20 protein-coding genes are annotated in these 20,865 nt (G+C 39.8%); 6 read left to right on the top strand and 14 right to left on the bottom strand.

Annotated features, from left to right (window positions below; translation table 11 throughout):
* Positions 1-44: 44 nt before the first annotated feature.
* From ACAN52_RS12230 to ACAN52_RS12190, 9 genes are all read right to left on the bottom strand, one after another.
* On the bottom strand, positions 45-2,093 hold the full coding sequence (locus tag ACAN52_RS12230; RefSeq protein ID WP_378955093.1) for a molybdopterin-dependent oxidoreductase: 2,049 nt from the start codon (positions 2,091-2,093) through the stop codon (positions 45-47).
* Between the two features lie 70 nt (positions 2,094-2,163).
* Positions 2,164-2,985: a dimethyl sulfoxide reductase anchor subunit family protein gene (locus tag ACAN52_RS12225; protein WP_378955092.1), complete on the bottom strand. Its 822-nt coding sequence runs from the start codon at positions 2,983-2,985 to the stop codon at positions 2,164-2,166.
* Positions 2,985-3,545, bottom strand: coding sequence for a 4Fe-4S dicluster domain-containing protein (locus ACAN52_RS12220; RefSeq protein ID WP_378955090.1), 561 nt, complete (start codon positions 3,543-3,545; stop codon positions 2,985-2,987). The genes ACAN52_RS12225 and ACAN52_RS12220 overlap by 1 nt, the downstream gene beginning before the upstream one ends.
* 15 nt (positions 3,546-3,560) lie before the next feature.
* Complete coding sequence (locus tag ACAN52_RS12215; protein WP_378955089.1) at positions 3,561-5,756, bottom strand: molybdopterin-dependent oxidoreductase; 2,196 nt, start codon at positions 5,754-5,756, stop codon at positions 3,561-3,563.
* Positions 5,757-5,768: 12 nt separating this feature from the next.
* Positions 5,769-6,416, bottom strand: a complete 648-nt coding sequence (locus ACAN52_RS12210; protein WP_378955087.1) for a molecular chaperone — start codon at positions 6,414-6,416, stop codon at positions 5,769-5,771.
* The gene (locus ACAN52_RS12205; RefSeq protein ID WP_378955086.1) at positions 6,394-6,717 is read right to left on the bottom strand and encodes a hypothetical protein; all 324 of its coding nucleotides are present in this window, start codon (positions 6,715-6,717) and stop codon (positions 6,394-6,396) included. The genes ACAN52_RS12210 and ACAN52_RS12205 overlap by 23 nt, the downstream gene beginning before the upstream one ends.
* Before the next feature lie 111 nt (positions 6,718-6,828).
* Positions 6,829-8,487, bottom strand: coding sequence for a helix-turn-helix domain-containing protein (locus ACAN52_RS12200; RefSeq protein WP_378955084.1), 1,659 nt, complete (start codon positions 8,485-8,487; stop codon positions 6,829-6,831).
* Positions 8,488-9,039 (bottom strand): 4Fe-4S dicluster domain-containing protein, encoded by a 552-nt coding sequence (locus tag ACAN52_RS12195; RefSeq protein ID WP_378955082.1) that lies wholly within the window; start codon positions 9,037-9,039, stop codon positions 8,488-8,490. It lies immediately after the preceding gene.
* A 479-nt stretch (positions 9,040-9,518) separates the two neighbouring features.
* Entirely contained in the window at positions 9,519-10,103 is a 585-nt protein-coding gene (locus ACAN52_RS12190) for a cyclase family protein (RefSeq protein ID WP_378955080.1), read from the bottom strand.
* Between the two features lie 189 nt (positions 10,104-10,292).
* Between ACAN52_RS12190 and ACAN52_RS12185 the strand changes: the two genes are divergently transcribed.
* The 3 genes from ACAN52_RS12185 to ACAN52_RS12175 all read left to right on the top strand — a co-directional run bounded on the left by ACAN52_RS12185 (position 10,293) and on the right by ACAN52_RS12175 (position 12,234).
* Positions 10,293-10,841, top strand: coding sequence for a MarR family transcriptional regulator (locus ACAN52_RS12185; RefSeq protein ID WP_378955079.1), 549 nt, complete (start codon positions 10,293-10,295; stop codon positions 10,839-10,841).
* A 242-nt stretch (positions 10,842-11,083) separates the two neighbouring features.
* Positions 11,084-11,434, top strand: a complete 351-nt coding sequence (locus tag ACAN52_RS12180) for a MerR family transcriptional regulator (RefSeq protein ID WP_378955077.1) — start codon at positions 11,084-11,086, stop codon at positions 11,432-11,434.
* Between the two features lie 14 nt (positions 11,435-11,448).
* A complete protein-coding gene (locus ACAN52_RS12175; RefSeq protein ID WP_378955076.1) occupies positions 11,449-12,234 on the top strand; it encodes an amidohydrolase family protein in 786 nt (261 codons plus the stop codon).
* On the opposite strand, the gene ACAN52_RS12170 is transcribed toward ACAN52_RS12175, so the two are convergent.
* Complete coding sequence (locus tag ACAN52_RS12170; protein ID WP_378955075.1) at positions 12,231-12,779, bottom strand: flavodoxin family protein; 549 nt, start codon at positions 12,777-12,779, stop codon at positions 12,231-12,233. The genes ACAN52_RS12175 and ACAN52_RS12170 overlap by 4 nt on opposite strands.
* 120 nt (positions 12,780-12,899) lie before the next feature.
* Between ACAN52_RS12170 and ACAN52_RS12165 the strand changes: the two genes are divergently transcribed.
* Positions 12,900-13,742, top strand: a complete 843-nt coding sequence (locus tag ACAN52_RS12165; protein ID WP_378955074.1) for a helix-turn-helix transcriptional regulator — start codon at positions 12,900-12,902, stop codon at positions 13,740-13,742.
* 267 nt (positions 13,743-14,009) lie between these two features.
* Here the strand turns inward: ACAN52_RS12165 and ACAN52_RS12160 are convergent, their stop codons facing one another.
* From ACAN52_RS12160 to ACAN52_RS12145, 4 genes are all read right to left on the bottom strand, one after another.
* Positions 14,010-14,396 (bottom strand): hypothetical protein, encoded by a 387-nt coding sequence (locus tag ACAN52_RS12160; RefSeq protein WP_378955073.1) that lies wholly within the window; start codon positions 14,394-14,396, stop codon positions 14,010-14,012.
* A gap of 52 nt (positions 14,397-14,448) precedes the next feature.
* Complete coding sequence (locus ACAN52_RS12155; RefSeq protein WP_378955072.1) at positions 14,449-15,126, bottom strand: ankyrin repeat domain-containing protein; 678 nt, start codon at positions 15,124-15,126, stop codon at positions 14,449-14,451.
* Between the two features lie 272 nt (positions 15,127-15,398).
* On the bottom strand, positions 15,399-15,650 hold the full coding sequence (locus ACAN52_RS12150; RefSeq protein ID WP_378955069.1) for a hypothetical protein: 252 nt from the start codon (positions 15,648-15,650) through the stop codon (positions 15,399-15,401).
* A 99-nt stretch (positions 15,651-15,749) separates the two neighbouring features.
* Positions 15,750-18,224, bottom strand: coding sequence for a LuxR C-terminal-related transcriptional regulator (locus tag ACAN52_RS12145; protein WP_378955068.1), 2,475 nt, complete (start codon positions 18,222-18,224; stop codon positions 15,750-15,752).
* Positions 18,225-18,950: 726 nt separating this feature from the next.
* On the opposite strand from ACAN52_RS12145, the gene ACAN52_RS12140 reads away from it, so the two are divergent.
* Complete coding sequence (locus ACAN52_RS12140; RefSeq protein ID WP_378955066.1) at positions 18,951-19,292, top strand: cupin domain-containing protein; 342 nt, start codon at positions 18,951-18,953, stop codon at positions 19,290-19,292.
* A gap of 198 nt (positions 19,293-19,490) precedes the next feature.
* Entirely contained in the window at positions 19,491-20,750 is a 1,260-nt protein-coding gene (locus tag ACAN52_RS12135) for an ROK family protein (protein WP_378955065.1), read from the top strand.
* The last annotated feature ends 115 nt before the right edge of the window (positions 20,751-20,865 follow it).

Below are 20,865 nucleotides of genomic sequence, written 5' to 3'. Positions count from 1 at the left end.
ACTAATTAACTTTTTGCAGGAGTTTATCCTTATAAGTAGCCCATTCAAGCTAACTCAAAATTGACAAAAACATCGTAAAAGGCTACCCCCTTACTTCCGGTACGCAATTCACCCATATCGGTGGGTAACCCTGCATTCAAGTCATTCAACTGTACTTCATAACCAGGCAGCCATCCCTGATAACATACCAATATATCCAGTGGTGTATCAGCAGACATGCAGGCTTTTAGAGTAATACTACCTAAATCATTATACACTCTTACTAACTTTCCCCCTTGGATTCCTTTCTTCTGTGCCGTTTGGGGGTGAATCAATATAATCGCTTCATAGTTATGAATTTTCGAAGCAATGTTTTGAAATTGGGAATTAAGGCCCTGCTGGTTATGTGCTGTAATTAACCAATAAGGATATCTCACATCAGGCTGTATACCTTCTATATATTCTGGCAGTGCAGGATTTTGATGTTCTTCTGCATTTTTAGAAAAAAATTCAAATTTACCCGATGCAGTAGCAAACTTTTTATCTTCCCAAGCAATTTGGCCAACATTGGCCCTACGCGCCCCGCTAGCAAGTTCCGACCAATGCTCTATACCTAACATTGCATATAATGTTTCGGTACACTCATGATCAAGAAAATCTTCGGGGGACTTATCACTAGAAAACGTACTCGTCCCTGGGCGAAGGTCATTTAATTTCTTACATAACAGCCGTGCAATCTCTAAATCGCTTTTAGCCTCAAAATAAGGTGGAATGGCTTGTTCATTTAGGGCTACCCAATGATGCCAATAGCTAGGGACAATATCCATTTCTTCAAATTGTGTCGTTGTCGGCAATACGATATCAGAATATTGTGCTGTGGGAGTCAGGAACTGATCGACTGTTACGATAAGCTCTAACTTATCCAGTTCCTTAAAAAGACTGCTTCTGCACACATCCTGTGTCAGTAAATTTCGACAGGCCAGCCACAATAATTTTACTGGTACATCCTTTATACGACTGACTTCATCAGCAAATCGATTAATATTAAGATACCGATTGCCTCCAGGATCTTTCGTAAAATGATCATTAAAGTTCCAAGTCAGCTGATGGGCATAATGGACGCCGCCGCCTGCCATTCCGATGTTACCAGTCATAGCAGCCAACGCATCAATGGCTCGTAAATTTTGCCCACCGTTTACGTGCCGTTGCAGACCGAAGCCCGCCCAAATAAACATTGGCTTGACTGAACCTATCATTTCTCCTAACTCTTTGATAAATTCTATTGATTGCCCACATCGCTCAGAGAGAAAAGGGAGTTCAACTTCTTCAAGATAGGCAGTAAATTCTTCCCATCCAATCGTATTAAGCCTTATAAATTCTCCATCGAATTTACCGAGTTCAAAAACTACCTTCGCCAAAGCGAGGGCCAGTGCCCCGTCTCCACCAGGCTTAATCTGTACAAACCAATCGGCTTTTTTTGCAGTCTGGCTATATAGCGGATCAATTACAATTACCTTTGCCCCCTTTTCCTGGGCCCGATAAATGTAAGGAAGGGAATGGATTGCCGTCCAAGCCGGGTTCCCTCCCCATAACAGTATCAATTTCGCATTCTCAATTTCTTCAGGATCTGAGTTTATATTCCCACCCATATCGTAAAACTGAGCATCCAGCCCAGCTGACCAACAAGGTGAACCTTTCAGCTGGGTCGTTGGGCCAAAGCTGTTAAACATTCCTTCAACAGCATAATGCAATATCCCAAAGTTACCGGAATATTTATTAAGACAGAGCGGAAGCGTTGAGTGATATCGTTCTTTAAGCTCTATCATTTTTTGTGCGATAATCTCAATAGCCTTATCCCACGTAATCTGTTCCCATCTGCCGCTTCCTCGTCCGATTTGTCGCATGGGAAATTGCAGTCTTTCCGGGTCGTATACTCTTCGAATATAATTATACCCTTTCGAACATAGTTTCCCCTTCGTATAACCATGATTCGGGTCTCCCGTAATCTTTTCTAATTTACCATTACGAACATAAGCCAGCATGCCGCATGTGTCATAGCAATTGCGTGGACAGACATGCCGAGTTACTTGGTATCCATTTTCTAAATAGGCCATTATCATCACATACTTTACTTATTTGTAGAATATCTTCCCGCTTCACCCTCGAAAAACCTTTATCTTATTATTAAAAACCAAATATAGTTAAGGCTGTTGCTGAACCAAAAAACATCCCGCGCCCCAAAACTTCTCCGATAAAGGTTAGTACAAACAAAGCTATCATTAATCGGGATATATTCCATTCCCTCTGCAAAGCAGTATAAGCAATGACACCAATCGGCACCAGCCAACCTGCTAGTATACGCGGCCAAAAAGCAGCACTCATGATCATGTTCTTGCCCGTCAAGGTCGCTACATCGCCCATCGACATCAACATAGACAGGTACAGCAGAAAGTTAATTAAACCGATAACCAAGACTGCACCTTCAAAAAGATATACATTTTTACCTACTACATAGTTTTTCATTTTAAACAGAACGGAAATCAACAATGGTCCTAATACAGCCGCTGTTAGCAAAAAGAACAACACAGGTCCAAAATGATTCCACGCAGGCCTTGCTGGTAAAACATAAATCATTCCCGAAGACATTACCGCTAATAAAGCAATAGCAGCGCCAACTGCACCAGTAAATTTCCTGTCAATTCCTCGCTGCCACTGGTAGCAATTAACCAGTACCATCACAAAAAACATACCAAACAATAATACTTCTGCACTAAGCCAGGATGTACCAATATGGCTTAAAGCACGATAAGCTTCTAGTGGATGTCCTAGATGGCCAGTCGATGCTGCTAAACCGATGCCGATGATGATCACAATCCCCTTTGCGGCAAAAGCTCCCACCGCAGCATCGATTTTTTTTGTCCTTTGATCAAGTACCCAGAGAGTAACAAAAGCACCTGCCGCCATTTGTGACAATACCGTAAACAAGACCAATGCCCACTCACCCATTATTGATCCCTCCTAACCTGGATTCCGAGGGTTGGCTTTATAAACCGTGTAGTCGGTTTAGTGATTGAAATATCGGGAAAGCCTGGAAGAGAGCTGCGGGTTTTATCTAAATTAACTTCTTCTAGGTTCACAATCGCTAGCGCTTCCATCGGACATCCAGCAACACAAGCTGGCATTTCACCGTTATCCTGCTTGGCAGCGCACATATGACATTTCTCTACTTTTTTTGTTTTTTCATTAAATGCAGGGACTTTGTATGGACAAGCTAACATACACATCTTACAGCCAATACACCGTTCTTTATGATGAACAACGATTCCGTCTTTTCGCTTGGTATAAGCCTTCGCTGGACATGCATTAAGGCACGCAGGATCTTCGCAATGATTACAAGCAAGAGAGGCAAAATATCTGCCAGGCATTCCAAATTCACTCTCTGGCAACGGATATACTTTACGCCAGCGGATTGCAGGTTCCAGCTGATATTCATTTTTACACGCCATCTCACAGGCATGGCAGCCTGCGCAGCGATCACTCTTTACAACAAATGCCTTTTTGACCATATTAAATCCTCCTTATTACACTTTTTTTATTGCGACGAAATTATCATGGAAGGCAATACCTGGCGACCCAGTTGCTTTTTTCCCCATATCGGCAGGGATGGCCTTAACCGTATAGTTAACATTAAAATTTTTACCTTTATACCAAGCCTCATAGACAACGACAATATCAGGGGAAACGGTTTCTGTTACCTTGGCCGGCAAAGTGATATAACCAATGTCATTGTACATTTTCACCTGATCCTTGTCTTGAATACCAAACTTATTGGCTACAATCGGATGAATTTCTAAACATGGCTCGTTATTGATGGCAGCCATCCAATCTAAATTTTGAAATTGGCTATGAATATTTAACTTCCAATGGGAAGATATACATCGTAATGGAAATTTGTTATCAGGCTGCATTTCTTCTACATATACAGGCAAAGGGAAATGCCCAAATTTCTTGGCCTCATCTGACCAGAGTTCATATTTGCCGGAAGGCGTCTTAAATTTCCCATCCTGCCAAGCAATCAAGCCTGTTTTGGCTTTTACAGGCCCTTTCTTCAATTCCTTCCAGTCTTTAATCCCAAACTGTTTATAAATACCGTCATTAAACTCTTTCCCAACCCATTCTTCTAAGTTGCCAGAAACGGGGAATGTGCATGATCCTTTTTCCAGTTCATTTAGTTTTGCTGATAATTCCATCGCGATTGTCACATCATTCTTCGACTCGTACATGGGCGTAATGGCCTGCTCATTGAGGCTCATCCAGTAATGCCAGTAAGATACATTGACCCCTGGTGTTTCAAAGGTGGTCGTAACTGGCAAAACGATATCTGACATTTCCACAGTAGGGTTCATATACATATCTGCTGTTACAACAAGATCCATGGCTTCAAATGCCTTTTTTACCACAGCTGTTTCTGGATCTTGGGATATGGGGTTTCGACAAGCAATCCACATCATTTTTATCGGAGGTTCATTTGCATTTAACACTTCAGCGCCAAAGTTATTGATATTAATGGCTCTGTCCGCTATTCCTCCACTATTTTCTGGTTTCTTTTGCACCATGGCGTGATATTGGAATCCCCATGTTTGTAACTGAGCGTACTGAGCCCCGCCGCCTGACTTGCCAATATTTCCAGTAATCGCTGCCAGAGCGTCAATGGCCCTCACATTCTGCCCGCCATTGGTATGACGTTGCATGCCATATCCAATCCAGATATTGGCTGGTTTCGTTGTGGCATACTCACGAGCCATGCTTTCAATGACATGTATTGGTATGCCGGTCTTTTCAGCTGCCCATTCGATGGTAATATTCTTTTGTAAATAACTGAAAAACTCTTCAGCCCCTTTGCTGTTTTTTGCCAGCCATTCTCCATCATAAAGTTCATTATCGAAAATATAACGCGCCATTCCCAGTGCTAAAGCCCCATCAGTACTTGGTTTAATTTGAATATACATATCAGCCTGGGAAGCAGTCTGAGTCATAATTGGATCAATAACAATCAATTTACAACCACGTTTCTGCGCCTCTTTAACAAAATACATGGAGTGAACAGAACACCATGAAGGATTGGCGCCCCAGATGATCAGATACTTTGAATTTACAATATCTTCAGGATCATTGCAGTAAATGGTCCCAAAATCAAACGTCTGAGCGTCAATGCCTGCTGGCCAGCATGGTGTTCCTGTTGCCCTAGTTGTGTTACCAATGCTGGTTAACATTCCTTCAATGCCATAATGCATAATATCAAAATTCCCGGAATACTTATTCAAACAAATTGGCAGGGTACTGCCATATTCTTTTTTGATTGCTAATATCTTCTGGGCAATCTCTGTATAAGCTTGCTCCCAGCTAATTCTTTCCCAATTGCCTGATCCCCGAACCTTTTGCTTCATAGGATATTTAATCCGATCTGGACTATAGACACTACGCGTGTAACTATATCCTTTGGCACACAATTTTCCCCGGGTATAAGAACTAATCGTGCTGCCTTCTACTTTTGTTAATACACCATCTTTGACGGTTGACACAATAGAACATGTATCATAACAATTGCGTGGACAAGCATTAAAAAAATTTTTGCCAATACTCACTTCAGCAGCGGTAACCGGCGTAAGTCCCGAAAAAAAGAAATCACAGATTGAACTGCCAAATCCAAAAGATGCTGCTGCAACTGCTGAGTTCTTCAAAAATGAGCGTCTCGTTATTGCGTATTTTTTATCCATTTTACGCCCTCCTTAAATTGAGATTTTCCGTTCTTCGCCTTGTAAAAACTCCTCAAATATCTCTGCCATTCCAAGACAGAATGGATTTACCGCATGCTGCAAAACATCGTTGCAATGCTCATACAACCAAGGCTTGATATGCTCAATAAAAAACAATTTATACAATATTAAATACTCATTTGGGGCTTCTATGTGCTCGCTTTCTGTTTTCTTTGCGGCTTGTGCCAATAGGTAGCAGATAAACTCCAACTCTAAGACTAAATGATCATCGGGTATACTGTTTTTCGCTTTCACTTCCACACCGATCTTTTTATAAAAATTACGTACAGCAAGTGTTTCTTCTTGCATGACAAGGCCGAGCTTATTGCGATAAGAACTTTCAAATGGCGGTGCCAGTAACTTTCCTGGACCAACAAACAATTTGTTATATTCATATACCGAATTTTCATCGATAACAAGACTCATCTCTGATAGTTTTTTTAGCAAACGATTGAACACTGGCTCTGCACCTTGCCAATGATCATTCTGGTGGCCGCTAGCTGCTTGTAAGGCTTGACCTATTTCTTGCCAATCACCCTGATAATACTTCTTGAATAAAGAATATATGCAGTAACGAGTTTCTAATTCTTTTAACATATTAAACTTGTGGTTTTGCAGCATTATCCTCCTTCACCTGCCCCTCTTTATCCTTACCTGTAGTGTCTGTTACCTGAACGTCCGGAGTGAGTTGCTGCCTAGTACTGGATTTTATAGGAGCCTTTTGTATTCCATTCGTCAGTTCTTCACTCGATAGTTTTAACTTCTTTTCAACAACAGGTTTTGCTACCCCTTGATAGTTTTCATTGACAACACCGCTATCAAGTTGTACTTTGACACCATCCGTAGCTTTCCCACATGCTGTAAGAGTCACAGCCATCACTACCGATAATACAAGAAAGTAACGTAAATCGTTATGTAACAATCGCCCCACCTCCATCATCTTCTGTTTTCATTATACCGTACAGCAATGAGGCCTGTTTTGTAATAAATTATCAATTTTTTCAGATTTTATAGAAAAAAAAACAAACCAGTCTTAAAGACCGGTTTTGCATATTTTGCTGATTTTGCAAGCAACGGATAACGTAAGCAAATTCTCCATTTGTTGAAAATCAGTATCAAGAATTTCCTCGATCTTCTTCAAACGGTTTCGCAGGGTATTCGGATGCATAAATAGCTTTTCTGCTGTAAGATTAAAATCACCATTCATTCCAAAATAAGTTTGTAGTATTTCCAAAAAGTTTGTATTGTTTTTCCCATCATAATCAATAACTGCCTGTAGATATTCCTTATAAAAATCATCAAGTTGCTCCATACTGATATGAGCCAACAGACGAATGATGCCCAAATCTTCAAAATGGGTAATATGCCCTTTGTCGCGAATAAATCGCCCCAGTTCCAAGGCTTGTTTGGCTTCTTGATAACTGCGGCATAAGTCAGCCCCTGTTGAATAAAATTTGCCAATGCCGATCGAGACACCAAGATCAGGCAGAGCCTCCCGAATATTCTCTTGCAGCAGCGTTGTTATGTTCTTGATATTTTTCCGGCATGTCTTAGCATCTTCCGCGATGACTGGAACGATGACTAAAACCTGCTCCTGTTGCTCAGCAATAATAAATTGCTGGAACTTACCCTTTAAAAACGACTGCGCTACCAGAATTAGCTCTTCCAGTAACTGTTCTTTATTGATTTGCCTTTTGTAATCGTCAGGCTCAATAATGAAAAGTTGCTGCGGAACCCTCAGATTCCATCCCCAGTACTGGCCACGCTGCACTAATACTTTCTCATTTTCAAAATTGTTGTAAAGTAAATCATAAATAAATTGATCTTTATATTTCATTTCTATTTTTTTTATATTATTTTGATTCATCAATTCTTTGGTGCACAGCAGGCCTGTTTGACGCATCCTGCACAAGTCCAATCCATTGAGGTGATCCCCGGTTTTAAAAACTAATAGAAATCCAAACATTCGGTCACCAATCTGCAGTTTATTAATATAGTAATGAATAAGTTCCCCAACTTCCGTACAGACATCACCACGGTAGCGATTCTGCAAATTTGGGTTTAGTTCGTGCTGGTGATATTGCCGACAGATCCTTTTGGTAATTTTACTCAATTCATCTTCTTTGATCTTCTCACCCTTGATGCAATAATCTGCTATTTGAAAGACCGAATTGACAAGAGCAACTGTAGTTTGCAGATATGTGCTGAGCCCTTTTAGAAATGTGGGCAAATCGGTTTGCAATATAGTAGTAACTTGATGAAGTCCACTATTTTCAGCAAAGTCGATTAACTTATCTTTGTCTTTTAGCTTTACTACAAGTTCCAACGAAAATACAACATCGGTTTCATCAATAGGCTGATAATGAAATAAGAGCGGTATCTGATATGTTTCCGCTGCGTCTAATAAGCGCTGTGACAATATCTGTTTTGGGTTGACAATCAATATAGCAGCTGCAGAACTGCGCAAACATAACTCAATTACACTTTCGCAAGCGGATACTTTTTCATCTGGATAAACAATAACCAGTGTATCCTCTAATCCTGCTATGTTGCTTGTCGCCCTCATTTCAACTACTTTGGAAATTTTTCGCTGTTTCCCCAGCCACCCGGCAGCGATTACAGACTTATTCAGCGGTTCAATTGCCAATAATTCCTGTACTGTACAGCACGGTTTTCCCTCTCGCTCATCCATCTATGAAATCCTCCCAAAACAGATTGGATTCTTCGGCAATAAAAAACGAATAGACGGCTTAGTAAACTGGATCATTGGGAAGTTCGGTAATGTTTGCTGAGAGCCAAAAGGCAGAGGCTGCATCAAATTAACTACACGCAAAGCACCAACAATGCAAACAGAAACACAAGCAGGTTCCAAGCCCTGATCAATAAGTTCACTGCAAAAATTACATTTGCTCACCTTTTTCGTTTGAGGATTCATTTTAGGAACAGAAAACGGACATGCTCCTTCGCATCTCTGGCAACCATTGCAACGTGTTGAATCATTCAATACGATTCCATCGCGACGTTTTTTGTAACAGCGTTCTGTGCATACACGAATACACTCTGGGTTCAGACAATGATTGCAAGACAATGATAAAAATTCAAATACCTGATTACCAGGGCCAATATTGAGCACGCGTCGATATCTTGTCCGACTAAACTGGTGCTCATTCATGCAAGCGATTTCACAACTCTTGCAACCAACACACTTCCCCAGATCGATTAAAAAACCTAGTCGTTTTTGCAAAATAGAACACCTCCCTGCCTCTCATTATTTAGAAAACGAGCAATGGAGAAAGCGACAACCTACTATTAGGCTATTCCACTTTTCTGCATGATGCATGATGTATCCTGCAAAACTGTTATAAAATATTCAATTTCGTTGCTTATAGTACTTACAATAAAAGCACCTAAAAGAATATACGAAAAAAGTATTAATATATAGAGCCAGGAAGGGTTTCTTTTGAAAAAGAGAAAAAGGCGTCCCCGAACTAACTTCAGTTTACGGTTAGCAATAAAGCTTGTGACTATTGATTTAAGGCATTGACGACTAGAAATTATTTAATCTCTTATTGAACTAAGAGTCAGCAAACTTGAAATCAGATCAGTTGGCTCATAAATTTAAATGGCATGCTGCCTACTTTGCAGCATGCCATTACTTTTGGGACAAACACGGCCATTGGAGTCGACAAATTTAGGGGCGGTACAAGTTAGCTGGTCTATATCCTATTCAACTTCTGCAACAACCCGGCAGGGTAATCCTGTCAGCCCCTCATAGTTGACTGGATAAGTATGTAACAGGAATGCCTGACCTTTAACCGCTGCAAGCAATACATCCAGATTGGCCAGATTCTCAATTACAAAGATTCCATGATCAGCACAATACTGATCAGCCTGGGGATGCTCGGCAGGTTTACGGATACCAGGAAAGTCAATACCAATCATGCTTACTTTTTTATTTATAAGATCGGTTATTAACCCATTGGATAATTCGAGATGGGTTTGGAGATATTCAGGAGTTGCGAACTTCTTTTCTTTTAGGCATCCAGTATAAAATATAACAAAATCGTGTTCAGTAATTTTGTCAATATTGATATCGCCTGCTTCAATTTCTCTTTCTTTCACGTGACTGACATCAAACAGTATTCCTCTTCTTTCAGTATTCTCCAGCGGAAATTTTTTGTCCATAACATCGAAGTGAGTGCCGAGATGACCAAATTGAATATAAGGGGGTATTTGAGCAGTAGCAGTCATATCCTCCATTAACTTTCTAATTTCTTCGGTAACAGTAACTGTCAAATCAATTTTCATTATATATCGCTCCTTGCAGCATCGTTAGTTTCCATGGAAACAATTTTATTATAAAAGATTATTGTTTCCATGTCAACTATATTTTTGTTGACGAGGAAACAATTTGCGCTTGGCTTTATATCTTTATATGCTGTATAATAAAAAATATTTCTAATTACAAATAACATATGTAAAAGTTAGGTTGATAATATGCAAAGCAAAGAACGAAAAGTTGAAAATTTAATTAACGAGTTTCAAGTCTTAATCTACCATTATAATGATCTGGAAGAATATAAGAAGCAAGCCTTAGGCACTGTCCTACTGGAGCAAGGGCATGAAGAACTACGTAATGTAAGCATCTCTTTGGCGGAATGTCATGTAATTGATTGTATTGAGCGCAACGAACTGTTCAACACAACGGCGATTGCCAAAAAATTAACTATCACTAAAGGCGGTATTTCCAAGATAACAACCAAATTAATTAAGAAAAATATGATTGAAGCTTATCGTCTGACAGATAACCAGAAAGAAATCTACTACCGCTTAAAGCCGCTGGGGAGAAAGGTTTTTGACTTTCATGAAACCTTGCACAAGGAAGCAGAAGAATTTTTCAAAAAAATTTTTAGTGCGTATAGTCAAAGTGAATTAGAGTTTGCCAGCAGGTTTTTAGCAGATATAACGGCTGCCATTCGAACTACAACTAGCGGTAAGCCGGATGCTCTTACCAACTGCCCGTCAGACATCAAGGAAGAGAAGTAACCTGGACAGTATTTAATATCGAATATAACGTTAGTAATATCCCTCGATCAGATCGGGGGATATTTATTTTAACGGCAAGAATTCCTCTGCAGGACTCTGCATATCCTCTTCAGCAATTATCGAAAACCTGTCTGTCTCACTAAGAAAGTTAGTGCAGTATTTTTTAAAAGACAAAGCCAAAATTTTTGATTGACTATAACATTGATGTCATAGCTTATAATAAAAATGGAGGGGAACTAAAGATGCTTATCAAAGAATTATCTTTAAAAACCGGGGCAAGTATTCGTTCATTGCGATATTATGAAACCAAAAATTTAATTAATGCGAACAGGCTTGAAAATGGTTATCGTGATTATGACGAAACAACGATCCAAAAAGTAAAAACCATTCAGTTATATCTGAGTCTTGGACTAACGACAGAGGATATTACCCACATTATTGATTGTCCAACTTCACTCTCAAACAGACCATTATGCAAGGCAGCCTATGAACTCTATAAAACCAAGCTAGAAGAAGTAAATAAGCAGCTTTCCGTGTTACAAAATATAAAACTCCGCCTAAAGGAGCGTATTAATGAACTTGAAAGAAACTAAAAAGGAGAACTTTTATGATTATTGATAGTCATGCACATGTAATGCTGCCGAAGGATCGGCAAATAGATATGATGAAACAGGCAGGCATAGACCGTACTATTTTATTTGCTACGACAATTCATCCGGAAACGGCACAAACTATGGATGATTTTTCAACTGAGTTGAAAAACTTATATGATATTTTAAATGGAAGAAAAAATCCAGTCCAAGAAAGAATAGAGTCAATCACAGAACTGGCAGAAACAATCAAAAGTAACCCTAAGAAGTATATTGGCTTTGGCCCCATTCCGCTTGGACTGTCTTATGAAGAAAATCTGGAGTGGATCAATAACTATATTTTAGCAAATAATTTTAAGGGGATTGGAGAACTTGCACCCGGTTCAGGACAAGTAGGAAAGCTAGATCCACTGTTTCAGGCATCTCATGAATCCGGCGATCTCCCCCTTTGGGTTCATACTTTTTTTCCTTTAAATTTTGCTGACATCAAAGAGCTTCTTTACTTAGCCCAAAAATATTCGACTGTACCTTTAATCGTAGGACACTTAGGCGGAATACATTGGCTAGATACACTGAAAGCAGTACGGAGTCTGCCCAATATTTACCTTGATTTGTCGGCAACCTTTACGACCATAGCACCGTTCTTTGCTATTCAAGAATATCCCGAACGTACCCTCTTTAGTTCAGATGCTCCCTACGCTTCACCGCTTGCCACCCGTACGATATTAGAACAGATTGTTCATGACAAGCAGATTTTAAAAGAGGTTTTAGGTGGAAATATTGCGCGATTATTAGATATTTAAATTGCGGCTCCTGCTTCATACGCTTTTGATAAAAGCTCTTTATTATTCGCTGCGGCATTAGTTTCTCTACCACCTGGCAGTAAAATGGTATTCACTGCATGTAAACCAAGCATCTTCAACATAGCTTCATTGGTTTGAAAGGCGGTTTGAAAAGCTTGTGGGTTTGGATTGCCTTGAGAATATACCATGATTAAATTTTTAGCGGCATATCTAGGCTTGAAGTCTTCAGTGAACAAGCCACAAAGTCTGTCCCATAACAGTTTCATCTGAGCTGTAACTTGCCACATGTATACGGGCGAGCCGAAAACTACAGCATCGGCTTCCACAATATGCTTAAACATATTCTGAAAATCATCTTGTATAATACACTGTCCAGTCCTTCGACAAACAAAACATCCTTGGCAAGGCTTGATGTTCATATCATACAAGTTAAAAATAGTTGTTTCGGCACCAGCATCTTGTGCTCCTCGAATAACTTCTTTAATAAGAGTGACTGTATTACCCTCTTTTCTTGGACTCCCTATAAAAGCAACCACTTTTTTCATTTTGTAATTCCCCCTATCTTTACTTAGCATTCTATTTATACTATCATTTAATTTATCATAGTAATAGATATGTATTTATACTAGTATTACTACTGCTAGGATAAAGAAAGGTGAAAGTTTATGAATGATGAAAAACAGCGTTACAAAGAATTAGGGGATTTTTTAAAGTCACGCCGGGCAAAAATTTTGCCGTCGCAGGTTGGCTTGCCTGAAGGAATGCGCCGTCGAACCCCTGGTCTTAGAAGGGAGGAAGTCGCTCTTCTGTCAGGAATCGGCTTAACATGGTATACGTGGATTGAACAAGGACGTCCTATACAAATTTCTTCACAAATACTTGAAAGTTTAGCCAAAGCCTTACTACTTGATAAGCATGAAACCAGACATCTTTACACGCTTGCTCAACATACACCACCAGTCGATTTTCCAATTTGCAATGATACTGTCAATACCATGCTACAGCATGTCCTGGACAACTTAGAATTTTCTCCAGCAATTATTCTTGATGTACGTTTTAATGTTATTGCGTGGAATAGAGCTACTGCAAAAATTTTGTTCGATTATAGTAAGATTAATGTTTCTAAACGTAATTTATTGCGAATTATGTTTACAAATGAGGAATATAAAAGGACAATTGCCGATTGGGAGTTCGCAGCACAAGGGATGATTGCCTGTTTTCGTACATTTCATGCAAAATTCGTCGGAAATCCATGGATTGAGGATTTTATAAATGAACTCAGAAACGAAAGCAAAGAATTCGCTTTATGGTGGTCAATGCACGACGTTAACAAAGATGAGGAGATCGTAAAAATTATCAACCACCCAGTTTTAGGACAATTGAATTTTGAATTTACCAGTTATGCCATTATATCAGATGCGAATTTAAAACTGTCCATATTCACCGCCATTCCAGGATCAGATACAGAAGCAAAGATAAAACAATTTCTATCAAGTGAAACCTTATAAAATCCATTACCGGCATTTCAAAACCCACTCCACTCCCTACTCTAGCAAAAAAACAGCCTAAATCCTCTCATCTCATAGAGGTTTTGGCTGTTTTTACAATCTCACTCAATATTATAATTTGTCATGCCATTGATTTAATTGCTCTAGACTCAGAGTATACTATCAGGTTGAAGCCATTTGATGGCTGACACCAATCGTTTTTTATGTCACCAATACCAACGGAACATTCGTATAGAGCTACTATTATTTTATCATAGTCAAACCTGATTATCCTTTCGGTACGATTGTATGATAATTGTATCTGGGCTTGACATGCCAACGAACCCATTCCATATTCGTACCGGCGATTCTGAACCACATAATATTTGAGCTGCCGCCTGGTTCAATCCAACAATCTTGTTTATAATCAGCGGTCTCATCCAGAAAAATCCTCGAACCATCTGCTAATGTTACCGTAAGATTTGGTTGAAACCAATTAATCTTGTCGACCACCTTGTTGGGCATATTGTTCGTAAAATACCCTTTTACATAGATCGAACCAATGTCTTCGTAAACCTCCGTTGTTTCCCAATCCAGATTTCCTGCGCTGGCGACCGGCCCCAGTACTCCTACGAAAAAAAGACACAACGTTGCAATAAAAATCATTTTTTTCATTGATACAACCATCCTTTTTCAGCGTAATTTTGTTCAAGCACCATAATAAAAATTACTTTGCTCCCGCATTAGTTAGGACACTCACCATTTCCTTATTATTTTCTTGTTTAGCAAGAGAAAGGGCTGTAACATTATTTTTTGCTTTTTTATTGACATCTGCCCCCTGTGCTAAAAGTTCTTTTGCATTTTCAACATTATTGTTGAGTACGGCCATCATTAGAGCAGTAATTCCCGTACCAGCATCCACCGCATGGATATCTGGTTTTTTTGCCAATATCAATCGAACAATCTCAGTATCCTTTTGCGCAGCCGCCATCATTAGTGGTGTTGCTTCGAAGCCTTTTGAAATGAAACGCGCATTCACATCCGCACCTTTCTCCAGCAATAACTTAATCGTATCCTGCTTTTCTTTCCCGTTCCCGAGAATTGCCGCAAACAGAGGTGTCAAATCCCCCTTATCTTTGCTCTTAATATTTACATCAGCACCTTTTTCAACCAAAAGTTTAACTATTTCTAGATTACCAATTGCAGCTGCGGTTGGCAACGGACTCCCATTGGCAGTCGTAACATTCGGACTCATTCCTCCCTCAATAAACAGCTCAACAACATCCACATTTTCTTCCTCTATTGCTTTTACAAAGTTTTGTTCATTGTATTGAATTTTTTTATCCGATAATTCCTTCTTGGCATCCTCTGGGCTTCTTGAACACCCTGAAAGTAATAATGACAACGCAAGTACTCCCACCATCAAGATTCTGATTATCATACTTTTCACTCTCCATCTTTTATTTATTAATAGATTTTATTGCTTACAATCCAAGGAATACCATCCATCATGAAATCCCCTTTAGCCGGCAACGTGAAAATTACTTAAAAATTCTTGCATATCTTGGCTGGCTTCTTATTAACGTACATCCTATTTGAATTTTCTTCATGTAATGGAACCCTATGGTTTAAACAAATTCGCTGGCTATCTGCGTCATATCATCTCAATTGATAATTTTATTTTTGCGCCAAATGGAATACTTCACTAAGCGAAATTTCCACTTGCTTTCCCCAGCGAATATATTGACCATCTGTAGTTGCACTTTTAAAAAAAGACTGGTCTTTGAGTACACTAAAGCGGATACTGTTTAGTCTAGCAGCCATATTCAGAATGATGGTGTTATCGTTGTTTAATAGCACTTCTAGTCGATACTGTTCTCTGGCATTTACCTTGATGATATGAAGCAATGTAATCCTCCTCTCTGCCAAATCAAAAATCCCCTATACCAATGATTGTATAGGGGATTTTACCCAAGTAATATCACCCATCGGGTGACAAAATGATTTTTTTTCACTTCACTATTACTTTTATTCAAAATATTTTGTTAGCAGTGCCCGCGAGTGGACGCCTAGCTTTTCAAAAATGCGTTTGAGCTGTGTCTTTACCGTATTTTCAGAAATACTCAGTCCAGCTGCAATCTCCCTATTGGTCAATCCGTCCACGACTAAAAGGGCAATCTCCCGTTCTCGATCCGTCAACTTAGGTTTTGCTGCCTCGCCACCAATTGTCTTGTTCATAGCAGCGATCACCTGCTGATAACTCTTTGATAACTTTATTATCTCCATTGTTTCTTCGCGATAGATACCCTTGCTGCTCAGTTCTGCGAACAACGGCTCAATCAAATCCATGTTTTCCACAAATGGCATGATCACATTATCAGACACCGCTATGTCAAGCCCTCGTCTCAGTGCCGAAAGCGCCGCTTCCCTACGGAAAAGTTTTTTATTCGCCGCTGCAATATAAATGTAAATGTATATTTGGCTAAGCAGGTTGGGGCAGAAAACAGCAATACCCATAAAATGATCCGCCACACCTAGCAACTTCCGTTCTTGCCCATTAATTAGCATCACCCGACCATAAATTATATTAAAGTACGCAAGGACAGGAGCGAGAAGTCGGCTAGCAGCAAAATCACCGGCTTCAATCCAGGCGGCAATCTTGTCTGGTTGACCTAAATGAGCGAACACAAAAGCCTCACATAAATCAGCAGTATGCAAATACAACACTTGCCGGCTAGCTCTAATCTCTGCCCGCATCTCTTCCAACAGTTTCAGTGCAAATGCCAAGTCGCCCTGGGCAAAGGCCACTTGGATCTGAAGAAATAAGGCACCGACAATACTGCCAATCTGCCGCCCAGCCTTGGCCATCTGAAACGCCTTGTGACTAACAATCTCGGTATTTTCTAAATCACCAGTATAATAATATTGTTCGGCCTCCATTATATATTCCACACCTAAGCCATGACCAGCAGTCAGTTTATAATACAGCGGCATGGTGGCAGTCAAACTTTTGACTTCTTGCTGAAGTTCACCGCTTTTGCGGTAAAACATATAGAGAACAGAAGGCGCCCCTAGGGTCCAAGGCGTATTATGATCACACAGCTTAGACCGCCCCGGCAGTAGTTCATCAGCCCGATGGACATGTTCTGCCATAGCAAATATATCATTATATTTAGTAAACATATAAACCAGTTCCAGTTCGCCCCCCAACCAGTTTTTCATTGTCTGGTCGGTAATCTGAGCAATATCCTGTTCCAACTCTCGGCAGTGCAGAATAAACAACTCTGTCTCTCCAAAGATGAGCAATTCCCTAGCATAGACTAAGCTGGCAACAGGATGGTTTTGCTTAACTTTTTCTGGACATTCGCTGAAATAGCGAATAATCGTTTCTTTATATTCACTATTGATACTATTGCCTTTGTCTAGTTCCACAGCAACAAGCAGCTGATCAAAGTCTCCTGCCTGATAGAAAGCTTCCATAGCCGCAAAATAGTTTTCCGCACTGGCATACCATTCTCCCGCTGCTTGCCAGATTTTCCGTTTTGTTTCTTCCGCCTGCTCTGCGAAAAGCTCTCGTAGGTAGCCGATAAAGATATTATGCAGGTGATAGACCTGACGACGTGTATCAAACTGAATGAAAGCATTTTGCGTCAATAGCTGCCTCAATAGAACTGGTGCATTATTCTGCGGCCACATGGCCTGAGCTTGTGGCAAGGTAAAATAGTCAAACAGGCAAATGTGCAGCATAAAATTCTTAAGTTCACCGGACAGCGGTCGAAAAATAGTCTTAGAAAAAAGTTCCTGAAGGTTAGCCGGCTTTTCTAATCGCCCATCTTGCAAGAAACCCAGCAAACACAAGTATAAGGCACTGACCCAGCCTTCGGTATAGGCATACAGAATGTGGGCTTCTTCTTGCTTTAGCCGAACACCGCACTTCTGATAATATTTCACAATTTCAGTTGGCTGCAATTCTAGGAGCATTTGCGTAATATGCTGAGCAAGTCCTTTTATTTTCAGTTCATCCAACTTGTCAAATGAGGCCATCCGAGTCGTGATAACTACATGAAAATCAGGAATTTCATTCTTAACCAAATACACGATAAAGTCGTGAAATTCCGTCTTGGTAATCAGATGGAAGTCATCGATAACCAAGATTGTGGTATTTTTGCGTTCTATGCCAGCAATACAATCTACCACCTCGCGCCTTGTTACACTGTCTTCCGGCATACCAATTTCCGTTAACTTAACTGAGCAGGCGAAGTCCAATTCGGCAAACAGTTTACAAAAACTTCCCCAAAAGTGCATGTCTACATTATCATAGACTGTTTGCCAAAGCACTTCAAAATTACGATTCGCAATGTATTCTTTAACCGCTGTCGTTTTTCCATAGCCCATTGGTGCTTCAATAACGGTCAGGGGATAACCAGTAATTTGCTTCAAAGCGGCAATAAGTTGCTCCGAAAAATACAGACTCTGAGTATTATGTCGTTTGTTTTTAAGCATTTATTGTACCCCTTTCATAAATTACCAAATGACAGTCCTTTATCGGCAATAAATCCACTTTTTCGATTTATCTATATAACATTTTCCAGTACATATTTCTATATAGTAATTATTAAATAATCTCATCCTTATATCAATATTTTTTCTTTCACTACTCCTATATATTTTTTTGCGGGCAATCAGGCAGCTACCTTGTCTCCACTTAGGAACGCAAAGGACGGGTGGCAGGGGACGGAGGATTGTCTCCTACTAAAAACAGCATACTTTTTAATCATATTCATGGCTTCTGTATCAGTTACACCAAAACTATTTATATTGCTTTCCAACATTTCTCCTAGATAATTCTGACTATGTAAATTTATAAATTGAGATTTTGTAATCATGCCCCATACAAAATTTACATCAATAAAACTGGTTGATCCCATATAATCATTATAACTACTTCATTCATACTCAGCTGCCGTTTTACTTAGTCCTGCTTTGATCGGATTATTCTGAATGTAACTTAAACCCATATACTGCTATCACTATAATTGTTCTCTTTTTTAAGACAGTTTTTACCACAAAAGCACAGAGGAGAGTTTTCGAAATCGCAATTTAACAATAATTTATCACAATATGCAATCAAGACAAAGTGTGAAGATTATATTAAACTAGAAATATAATTCATAGTAAGAACTGGAAATGCTGAAATATAGCATAGAGTTCTATAAAGGGGGAATTTTCTTGATTATCACCAACCAAGATGTACAAACAAAAAAAACAGGTGACAAAACGTCACAAAAGGTCCTCGTTGCCGGAGACAACATTATGCTGGTAGAATTCTATTTCGATAAGGGCGGAATCGGCGTTCTGCATAAGCACGACGACCATGAGCAAATAGGGTATGTTGCTAAAGGAAGTTTTGAAATTACTGTAGCCAACGAAACAAAAATTGCTAAACAGGGTGATTGTTACTATGCTGCCAAGAATGTCTGGCATGGTGTTGTGGCATTGGAGGACGATTCAGTTCTGGTAGACTCTTTCACACCTTTACGGGAAGATTTTCTCACAACCAGTGATAAATAAACTAATATGACAAAAAGAACCATCCCCACTTTCACTCCCACTTCCACGCTGTCTCGCTATCACTTTAAAAAATAAAAAATTTAGAATAAAATTTTTAGAAGGAATTTTCAAAAAAATAGCTAATTATCATAATAATAGCTTAACTTAATTAAGTTAAATAAGTCTCTCGGCTGGCTGTGGTTGAAAGGAAGTGATGGGATGAGCAAAACTCCGGGCAATAATAAATATGTAAAAAAAATTAACCGCATGTCCGTGCTGAATATTGTCAAAGAAAGAGAACCGGTATCACGCCAGCAATTATCTGAATATACCGGTTTAACTCCAGCTGCAATAACCGGAATTGTCCGTGAGTTGTTGGATTTGGGTTTTATAACAGAAATAGGGTTAGGAGAATCTCACGGCGGACGGCGTCCCCTGCAATTGAAATTCAATTGTAGGGCAGGGTATGTGATTGGCGTGGAGGTAACGCGGCATGAAACAAGTTTTGGTATTGCCGATCTCAAAAATGACCCGATGAGCATGCAGGTAAAAGCGATTGACATGACTGAACCGGAAAGTGGTTTGCGGGAGCTAGTTGAAGCCATTAGAGGCATCATTGACGATCCGGTCAATATTGATAAGACCTTCCTGAGCTTGGGCATTGCATTTCCAGGCTTGATTGACGGACGTGGTGGAATTGTAAAACGGTCAGTCAATTTAAGCCACCGTTGGGATAACTTTTTACTGAAAGCGTTCTTAGAGGAAAAATTAGGTCTGCCCGTCTGCGTGGAAAATAACTCTAAGGCATCTGTGTTGGCTGAGCGCTGGTTTGGCGGTGGCATTAAATACAGAGATTTGGCGTACATCAATTTAGGTGAAGGAATCAGCGCTGGGATTATTGTGGACGATAAAATTCTAAATGGCTACCAGGGTTATACTGGACAAATTGGGCATATAGTAATGCAGGAAGGAGGAACTTTGTGCAACTGCGGAAACCGTGGCTGTCTTGAATCTATTTGCGGTATACCTGCGCTTCTGCGCAAGGTGAAATCAGAAATGCCGCTTATCGGCAGTGATGATCCGCTGACAATCTGTTTTCGTGAAAAAGGCATTATAACTATTGAAGATATTATGAGGGCCGCAGAGGTCGAAGGGTCTTATTCTCAAAAGCTATTGCGCCAGTTTGGCGTTTATGTGGGGCTTGCTGTTGCCAACGTAGTTAATTTTTACAATCCGCAGACTGTCTTTTTAGGAGGGAAACTGGCGTCTGGGTGGACGGTGTTTATTGATATCCTGCAGGAAACAGTTAAATCCCATTCTTTCCCTGAATTGGCTCATGACACTAAAATTATTGCCGGCGCCTTCGGTGCGTATTCAGGTGTCATCGGTTCTTGCGCCCTGGCCTTGCAGGAGCTTTTAAAATCACCTGATTCGGACATTCTTGCAACTGTTGCTCTTTCTACTAGTAAAACCATGTGAAGATAGTCTAAATTCGTATTAAATTGTATATTAGGAGTTGATATTTTGGAACATTCAAAAGAACCAGCGCAAATTCAGAAAAAAGAAGTAAATGGGGTATTCAGTTTACTACTAT

Origin of the sequence: Pelosinus sp. sgz500959, from assembly GCF_042610375.1 — a bacterium.
Taxonomy (GTDB): Bacteria; Bacillota; Negativicutes; order DSM-13327; family DSM-13327; genus CTSoil-075.
The sequence above is the reverse complement of the archived record's forward strand: the minus strand, read 5'-3'. Positions and strand labels throughout refer to the sequence as shown.